The 7,998-nt window shown below is 70.4% G+C and carries 6 protein-coding genes and 1 pseudogene; 2 read left to right on the top strand and 5 right to left on the bottom strand.

Features of this window, described 5'->3' with window-relative positions; translation table 11 throughout:
- Window positions 1–112 precede the first annotated feature (112 nt).
- Window positions 113–1,936: a prolyl oligopeptidase family serine peptidase gene (locus tag ACIRP7_RS44240; RefSeq protein WP_403672293.1), complete on the bottom strand. Its 1,824-nt coding sequence runs from the start codon at window positions 1,934–1,936 to the stop codon at window positions 113–115.
- A 151-nt stretch (window positions 1,937–2,087) separates the two neighbouring features.
- Between ACIRP7_RS44240 and ACIRP7_RS44235 the strand changes: the two are divergent.
- Both ACIRP7_RS44235 and ACIRP7_RS44230 read left to right on the top strand, forming a co-directional pair.
- Window positions 2,088–2,488, top strand: a pseudogene (locus ACIRP7_RS44235) (nuclear transport factor 2 family protein).
- 43 nt (window positions 2,489–2,531) lie between these two features.
- Window positions 2,532–3,341, top strand: a complete 810-nt coding sequence (locus ACIRP7_RS44230; RefSeq protein ID WP_403672290.1) for an SURF1 family protein — start codon at window positions 2,532–2,534, stop codon at window positions 3,339–3,341.
- Window positions 3,342–3,391: 50 nt separating this feature from the next.
- Here ACIRP7_RS44230 and ACIRP7_RS44225 read toward each other — a convergent pair whose 3' ends face one another.
- The 4 genes from ACIRP7_RS44225 to ACIRP7_RS44210 all read right to left on the bottom strand — a co-directional run bounded on the left by ACIRP7_RS44225 (window position 3,392) and on the right by ACIRP7_RS44210 (window position 7,921).
- A complete protein-coding gene (locus ACIRP7_RS44225) occupies window positions 3,392–4,423 on the bottom strand; it encodes a hypothetical protein (RefSeq protein WP_403672287.1) in 1,032 nt (343 codons plus the stop codon).
- Window positions 4,424–4,554: 131 nt separating this feature from the next.
- Window positions 4,555–5,139, bottom strand: a complete 585-nt coding sequence (locus tag ACIRP7_RS44220) for a SigE family RNA polymerase sigma factor (protein WP_393602799.1) — start codon at window positions 5,137–5,139, stop codon at window positions 4,555–4,557.
- A gap of 455 nt (window positions 5,140–5,594) precedes the next feature.
- The gene (locus tag ACIRP7_RS44215) at window positions 5,595–6,647 is read right to left on the bottom strand and encodes an aspartate-semialdehyde dehydrogenase (RefSeq protein ID WP_403672285.1); all 1,053 of its coding nucleotides are present in this window, start codon (window positions 6,645–6,647) and stop codon (window positions 5,595–5,597) included.
- The gene (locus tag ACIRP7_RS44210) at window positions 6,644–7,921 is read right to left on the bottom strand and encodes an aspartate kinase (protein WP_355749197.1); all 1,278 of its coding nucleotides are present in this window, start codon (window positions 7,919–7,921) and stop codon (window positions 6,644–6,646) included. The genes ACIRP7_RS44215 and ACIRP7_RS44210 overlap by 4 nt, the downstream gene beginning before the upstream one ends.
- Window positions 7,922–7,998 lie beyond the last annotated feature (77 nt).

Raw genomic sequence — 7,998 nt, 5'->3', positions numbered from 1 at the left:
CGCGCAGTTCCCCGCGCCCCTGGGTGGGTACAGCTCGGCCGACTTCGAGTGCACCGACTCAGGGGCGCGAGGAACTGCGCGACCAGCCACAACGAACCCGCGGACGAAACTCCTACCGCCGCGACCCCAAATACCTTGCCGCGAAGTCCAGTTCCAGCTTCACCTGCTTGATCCGCTCGTCCACCACCAGCGAACCGTGCCCGGCGTCGTACCGGTACACCTCGTGCACCGCCCCCCTCGACTCCAGCCGCTTCACATAGTTGTCGACCTGACGGATCGGGCACCGCGGGTCGTTGACGCCCGCCGAGATGTACACCGGAGCCTTGACCTGGTCCACGTACGTCAAAGGGGACGACGCCTCGAAGCGCTCCGGCACCTCCTCCGGCGTGCCGCCCAGCAACGTACGGTCCATCGCCTTCAGCGCCTCCATCTCGTCGTGGAACGCCGTGACGTAGTCCGCGACCGGCACCGCCGCGATCCCGAGGGCCCACGCGTCCGGCTGGGTGCCCAGGCCCAGGAGCGTGAGATAGCCGCCCCAGGAACCGCCGGTGAGGATCAGCCGGTCGGGGTCGGCGAGGCCCGAGCCGATCGCCCACTCCCTGACCGCCGCGATGTCCTCCAGCTCGATCAGGCCGACCCGGTGCTTGAGCGCGTCGGTCCACTCCCGCCCGTACCCCGTGGAGCCGCGGTAGTTGACCCGGACGACCGCGTACCCGTGGTCCACCCATGCCGCCGGACCCGCCGCGAACGAGTCGCTGTCGTGCCAGGTAGGGCCGCCGTGGATGTCGAAGACCGTCGGTAGCGGCCCCGTGCTGCCGGCGGGCTTCTGGATTAGGGCGTGGATCCGGCCCCCCGGACCCTCCACCCACACGTCCTGAACCGGCACCGAACCGGGAGACTTCAGACCCGGCGGGTCCAGCACCACCTCACCCGTCGTCGAGCGCACCGCCGAGGGCTCGGCGGCCGAGGACCACAGGTACTCCACGCTGCCGTCGGGGCGGGCCGTCGCCCCGGAGACCGAGCCGGGCGGCGTCGGGACCTTCTCCAGCTTGCCGCTCTCCAGGTCGTACCGGAAGAGCTCGCTGCGGGCCTCGAAGCTGTGCGCGATGAGCAGGCCGGTGCCGTCCGGGTACCACTCGGCGCCCACGTCACCGGGCAGGTCCAGGGCGAGGTCGGTCTCCTCGCCCGTGGCCACGTCCCACACCAGCGGCTCCCAACGGCCCCGCCGCTGATGGCCGATGAGCAGCCGGGTGTCGCCGTCGACCGGGGCGAAGCCCAGGACCTCCAGGCCCAGCTCCCGGGTGCCGCCCTCGGTGTCGTCGAGCTCGGCGACCGCCCTGCCGTCGGGGCGCACCACGCGCAGCGCCGAGTGCATCGCGTCGCCGTGCTCGGTGTGCTCGATCGCGATCAGCGAGCCGTCGCGGGAGAGGTCGCCGACGCCCGCCGACTCACGGTGGCGGTAGATCTCCACCGGGTCCTCGCCGCTGCGCACGAGGTGGATGGAGGTGCCCTCGTCGTCGGTCGAGCGGCCCACGACCGCCGTACCGCCGTCCCGGCCCAGGGCCAGGCCCGCCGGGTAGGAGGCGTCCAGGCCCGGCGCGGCGAACTCGTCCGCGCCGCCCTCGAAGGGCTGGCGGCGCCAGACGCCGAACTCGTCGCCGTCCTTGTCGTCGAACCACCAGATCCACGCGCCGTCCGGGGAGAGCACGCCGTCCGTGGTGCCGTTGGGCCGGTCCGTGACCTGACGCTGGACGCCGGTGGCCCGGTCCCAGGCGTACAGCTCGTACGTCCCCGTGGCGTTGGACACGAACAGGGAGCGGTCGGGGGCGTCCTCCGCCCAGTCGGGCAGCGACACCCGCGGCGCCCGGAAGCGCTTCTCCCAGTCCGGCATCTCGTTGTTCCGCCCGGCCGCGGCGGACCCGTTGCTCTCAGTCATGACCCCATACTGCCTGCCTTCACAGACAATCCGTAGACGAGGTCCCCAGCCTGTGGACAACTTCTACCAGCCGCTTACCCGAACCACCCACGACCAGCTCGGAAAGCCCGTCGCGGACCCGTTGTCAGTGGCAGGGTGCAGACTCGTCCCCATGACCGGTCTGCGCAAGAGCGTCGAGAGTTTCCGGGCCTTCGCCGAGGCCCGCGACTGGACCGCGTTCGCGGACACCCTGACCGAGGACGTCGTCTACACCCTGCCGCAGTCCCGCGGGCGGATCAGCGGACGGGAGCGGTACGTCGAGTTCAACCGTGAGTACCCGGGCGACTGGCACCTGCGGATCGAGCGGATCGTCGCCGAGCCGGGCCAGGTCGTCACCTGGATCCACGCCACGGTGGGCCTGGAGGAGATGTACGCCGTCTCCTCCTTCACCGGCGACGACAGCGGCCGTATATCCACGATCACCGCCACGCGCCGGTAGGCGCATATCGGCACAGCTGGCCGGAGCCGTACGAACCCCCGGCCGGCCGGGACCACCTCACCGAGCGGTACTGACCCCGCGCCCCGGCAGCGCTCGGCGGCCCCGTACCGTGGGAGTGTGTACCGGTTTCTGCTGACGCCCCGCTGGTTCGGCATCACCATCTTCGTGCTGCTCGCCATCCCGTTCTGCCTCTTCATGGGGTCGTGGCAGCTGAGCCGGTTCGAGGACCGGATGACGGAGAGCCGGGACGCCCAGCAGTCGGTCGTCACCGACGAGCGGGAGGCCGCGCGGCCGCTGGCCGAGCTGCTGCCGGTGAACAAGGCGACCTCCGGCAAGCAGGCCACCGCGACCGGCCGGTACGACAAACAGCTGCTCGTCCCCGACCGGCAACTCGACGACCGCGAGGGCTACTACGTCCTGACACTGCTGCGCACCGACGGCGGCAAGGCCCTGCCCGTGGTCCGGGGCTGGCTGCCGGGCACCCCCGACCCGGCGAAGGTCCCCGCCGCCCCGAAGGGCGAGGTCACCGTCACCGGTGCGCTGCAGGCCTCGGAGACCCCGGGGGACAACGGCGTCAGCGCGCAGGGCGGCCTACCGGCCGGCCAGACCGCGGCGATCAGCGCGGCCTCCCTGATCAACCTCGTGCCCTACGACGTGTACGACGCGTGGGTCACCCTCAACACCGGCGACTCCGGGATGAAGGCCGTACCGGCGACCGCGCCCGGCGACAGCGGGCTCGACCTCAAGGCCTTCCAGAACCTCGGCTACACCGGCGAGTGGTTCGTCTTCGCCGGCTTCGTGCTCTTCATGTGGTTCCGTCTGATGCGCCGCGAGGTGGAGTTCATCCGGGACGCGGAGCTGGGGATCCTCCCGGACGAGGACGGGCAGCGGTCCCAGGAGCAGCCGCAGGAGAAGGCGAGCGCCTGAACCCGGGCGTCCCCCGACGCCCGTCGCCCCGTCGGGGCCCGTTCACGCCGTCACGACGAGGCGAGCACACCCGTCCAGTACACGACCCCCGCGCACGCGTTGGTCACCGTCGTGGACACCGACGGTCCGCCGCCCTCCGCCGTGTTCGTCACCAGGACGCTGCCGTCGGCCGTGCCGTCCGCCGTGAGGAGCTGGGTGGAGGTGCCGGTGTCGCCGCCGGTGGAGGAACCACCGGCGCCGCTGGAGCTGTCCGGGGACGTCGTCGGGTCGGGGGTGGGGTCCGTCGAGGGTTCCGTGGTGGGACAGGTCTCGGACGGCACCCAGGCGAACTTCACGTCGTAGGAGGAACCCGGCTGGAGCAGCAGCTGGGAGACCTCCAGGGACGGGTCGGGCAGCCCTGCCGAGGCCGCGTCGCCGGACACGTGCCGAGCCGGGCTGATCTTGCCGCTGTCGGCCGCGCCCTGCGCGCTCAGTGTCACGGTGCCGGGACCGTTGACCGTGCAGGCGGCGGTGGAGCCGTTGGTGATGTGGAACGTGCCGTAGACCGTGCCGGAGGCGTCGGGCACCGCGGTGCTCGCCGTGGGTGTGCCCAGCTGTGCGGCCGTACAGACCGGGGCGCTCTCGGTGGTCGTGGCGGACGGGCCGGTGCCGCTGCTCGCGCCGGTGCTCGCGCCCGCGTTCTTGCCCTTGTCCTCGCCCTTCGGCGTGCCCTTGCCCTTGTCCTCGGTCTTGGTCGAGGAGCCGCCGGAGGTGGACTCGCCGCCGTTCTCCTGCTTGCCCTGGCCCGCGCCGCCCTGCGCCTGGGAGGTGTGCCCGGCGTTGGAGGTGTTGGCACTGGTGCCGGTGGAGGAGACGTGCACGACGGCGGGGATCGCGGTGCCGCAGAAGAGGGCCGCGGCGGCCATGCCGACGAGGGCCTGCCTCTTGCGTGCCCGCCGGGCGGGCACCGCCTTGCGCAGATGGTCCAGGGTGCCGTCGCGCGGCTCCATCTCCCGGACCGCCTGGTGCAGCATCCGTCGCAGTGCCAGCTCGTCCGAGTCGAACTCCCCCGTGGAGCTCAGATCGTCGGGGCCCTGATTCACAGTTCCGTTCCCAGCGTGCGATTGCTTGTGCTCTTGCCGCGCCGTCCAGGTCGGCTCGTGCGTGCCTTCCCCGGTCGGCTCATGCCACGCGTAAGGCTCGTGGCGCCGTCCCTCTGCATCTCCTTCGCCGCTCACACCGGCTCCTCCATCGCGACCCGCAGTGCGGCGATCCCCCGGGAGCCGTACGCCTTCACGGAGCCCAGCGAGATGCCGAGCGTATCGGCGACCTGGGCCTCGGTCATGTCCGAGAAGTAGCGCAGCACGAGGACTTCGCGCTGACGGCGCTGCAGGCCCTTCATGGCCTTGATGAGCGAGTCGCGCTCCAGCAGGTCGTAGGCCCCCTCCTCGGCGCTCGCCATGTCGGGCATCGGCTTGGACAGCAGCTTGAGTCCGAGGATGCGCCGGCGCAGGGCCGAGCGGGAGAGGTTGACGACCGTCTGGCGCAGGTACGCGAGCGTCTTCTCCGGGTCGCGGACGCGTTTGCGCGCCGAGTGGACGCGGATGAAGGCCTCCTGGACGACGTCCTCGCAGGAGGCGGTGTCGTCGAGCAGGAGGGCGGCGAGACCCAGCAGGGAGCGGTAGTGCGCCCGGTAGGTCTCGGTGAGGTGGTCGACGGTGGTACCGGCTACCGCGGTGTCCTCGGCGTTCTCGGCTCCGTCACGCTGACTGGGTATGCGGGCGGGCCGCGCTGCGGGCATCGGGGCGATCACCGGCATGCCACCGGGAGCCCCGGGCCTGCGGGGCCTGAGGACAGCCGCGCCGCTCGGCGCGGCAGGGAAGTCGAGTACCTGAGCCACGACAGTTGGACACACTCACCCCGGTGAGGGTTGTACGCGGCCGTCCATCTTCTCTCAGGCAGCACAACTGACCGTGCGTCGAACGCGCTCATGCCCTACCCGCTCTTCCCCTGTGTCCCGAGTGCCGAGGCGTCCCCACGCCTCGCCTGCATCCCCGCGCCCCTGAAAGGGCGTTCGCAAAGACGCTCCCCGCCCTTCGCACGGTTGCGGAGAGCGGGGAGGGAAATCTTCGGACGTCCAGACGCCGGGATCAAGTGGTACGGACCATTAGTCGCACCACATGTCGCCCACAGATCCTACAAAGCGTTCCGGTCATGGCCAGGGCTTTTCCCGTAGGCACAACTGCGTACGGGAGATCCGCCACGGTACGCACGTCACACGAACTCGGCCGCCACGAGTTCCGCGATCTGCGCGGTGTTGAGCGCGGCACCCTTGCGCAGATTGTCTCCGCACACGAAGAGTTCGAGCGCGGTGGGGTCGTCGAGGGCCCGCCGGACCCGCCCGACCCAGGTGGGATCGGTGCCGACGACATCCGCGGGGGTGGGGAACTCCCCGGCCGCCGGATCGTCGAAGAGGACGACCCCGGGGGCGGTCGCGAGGATCTCGCGCGCCTTGCGGACGGTGACCTCGCCCTCGAAGCGGGCGTGGACGGTCAGGGAGTGCACGGTGACCACCGGGACCCGCACACAGGTCACGGCGACCGGCAGCTTGGGCAGGCCGAGGATCTTGCGGGACTCGTCCCGCACCTTCATCTCCTCCGAGGACCACCCGTCCTCGCGCAGCGACCCGGCCCACGGTACGACGTTCAGCGCGACCGGCTCCGGGAACGGCCCGGTGTTGTCGCCGACCGCCCGCCGTACGTCACCGGGGTGCGTGCCGAGCTCGGTGCCGGCGACCAGGGACAGCTGCTGCCGCAGCGTCTCGACGCCCGCCCGCCCTGCACCGCTGACCGCCTGGTACGAGGACACCACCAGCTCCCGCAGCCCGAACTCGGCGTGCAGCGCGCCCAGGGCCACGATCATGGACAGGGTCGTGCAGTTGGGGTTGGCGATGATCCCGCGCGGCCGCATCCGGGCCATGTGCCCGTTGACCTCGGGCACCACGAGGGGCACATCCGACTCCATCCGGAAGGCGCCGGAGTTGTCCACGACTACGGCACCGTGGGCGGCGGCGACCGGCGCCCACTGCGCGGCCACCTCGTCCGGTACGTCGAACATGGCGACGTCGACCCCGTCGAAGGCCTCCTCCGACAGGGCCACCACCTCGACCTGCTCCCCGCGCACGGCCAGCTTGCGGCCGGCCGAGCGGGGGGAGGCGATCAGTCGGATCTCGCCCCAGATGTCCGCGTGCTGGGACAGGATCTGGAGCATGACCGTGCCGACGGCTCCGGTCGCCCCCACGACCGCGAGCGTCGGTCGTACGGTCATCGCCCGGTGCCCCCGTAGACGACGGCCTCGTCGCTGTCGGAGTCGAGCCCGAAGGCGCTGTGCACAGCGCGGACGGCCTCCGTCACGTCGTCGGCACGCGTGACGACCGAGATGCGGATCTCGGAGGTCGAGATCAGCTCGATGTTCACGCCGGCGTCGGACAGGGCGGTGAAGAAGTCGGCCGTGACACCCGGGTTGGTCTTCATGCCCGCGCCCACGAGCGAGATCTTGCCGATCTGGTCGTCGTAGCGCAGCGAGTCGAAGCCGATGCCGGACTTGTTCTTCTCCAGGGCGTCGATGGCCTTGCGGCCCTCGGCCTTGGGGAGCGTGAAGGAGATGTCCGTCAGCCCGGTGGAGGCGGCGGAGACGTTCTGCACGATCATGTCGATGTTGATCTCGGCGTCCGCGATCGTACGGAAGATGACCGCGGCCTCACCCGGCTTGTCCGGCACGCCGACGACCGTGATCTTGGCCTCGGAGGTGTCGTGCGCGACACCGGAGATGATGGCCTGCTCCACCTTCTTGTCCCCTTGCTCGATCGGCTCACTGCTGACCCACGTGCCCTGCAGTCCGCTGAAGGACGACCGGACGTGGATCGGGATGTTGTAGCGACGGGCGTACTCCACACAGCGGTGGAGCAGCACCTTCGAACCGGAGGCGGCGAGCTCCAGCATGTCCTCGAAGGAGATCCAGTCGATCTTCTTCGCCTTCTTCACCACGCGCGGGTCGGCGGTGAACACGCCGTCGACGTCGGTGTAGATCTCGCAGACCTCGGCGTCGAGGGCGGCCGCGAGCGCCACGGCGGTGGTGTCGGAGCCACCGCGCCCGAGCGTGGTGATGTCCTTCTTGTCCTGGCTGACGCCCTGGAAGCCGGCGACGATGGCGATGTTGCCCTCGTCGAGGGCCGTACGGATACGGCCCGGCGTGACGTCGATGATCCGGGCTTTGTTGTGGACCGAGTCGGTGATGACGCCGGCCTGGCTGCCGGTGAAGGACTGGGCCTCGTGGCCCAGGTTTTTGATCGCCATGGCCAGCAGTGCCATGGAGATCCGCTCTCCGGCGGTCAGCAGCATGTCGAACTCACGCCCGGCAGGCATCGGCGATACCTGCTCGGCGAGATCGATCAGCTCGTCCGTCGTGTCGCCCATCGCGGAAACGACGACGACCACCTGGTGGCCGTTCTTCTTCGCTTCGACGATTCGCTTGGCGACGCGCTTGATGCCCTCGGCATCGGCTACGGAGGAGCCTCCGTACTTCTGCACGACAAGGCCCACGTGCGCTCCTCGCTCAGTCCGTGTGTGTCGGCTCAGTTTAACGAGTGCCCGAATTTCACCTTCGCGGTATCGCATCG

Origin of the sequence: Streptomyces sp. NPDC102270 (assembly GCF_044766405.1) — a bacterium.
Taxonomy (GTDB): domain Bacteria; phylum Actinomycetota; class Actinomycetes; order Streptomycetales; family Streptomycetaceae; genus Streptomyces.
Note: the sequence above shows the minus strand (reverse complement) of the source record. Positions and strands in the feature narration are given on the sequence as shown.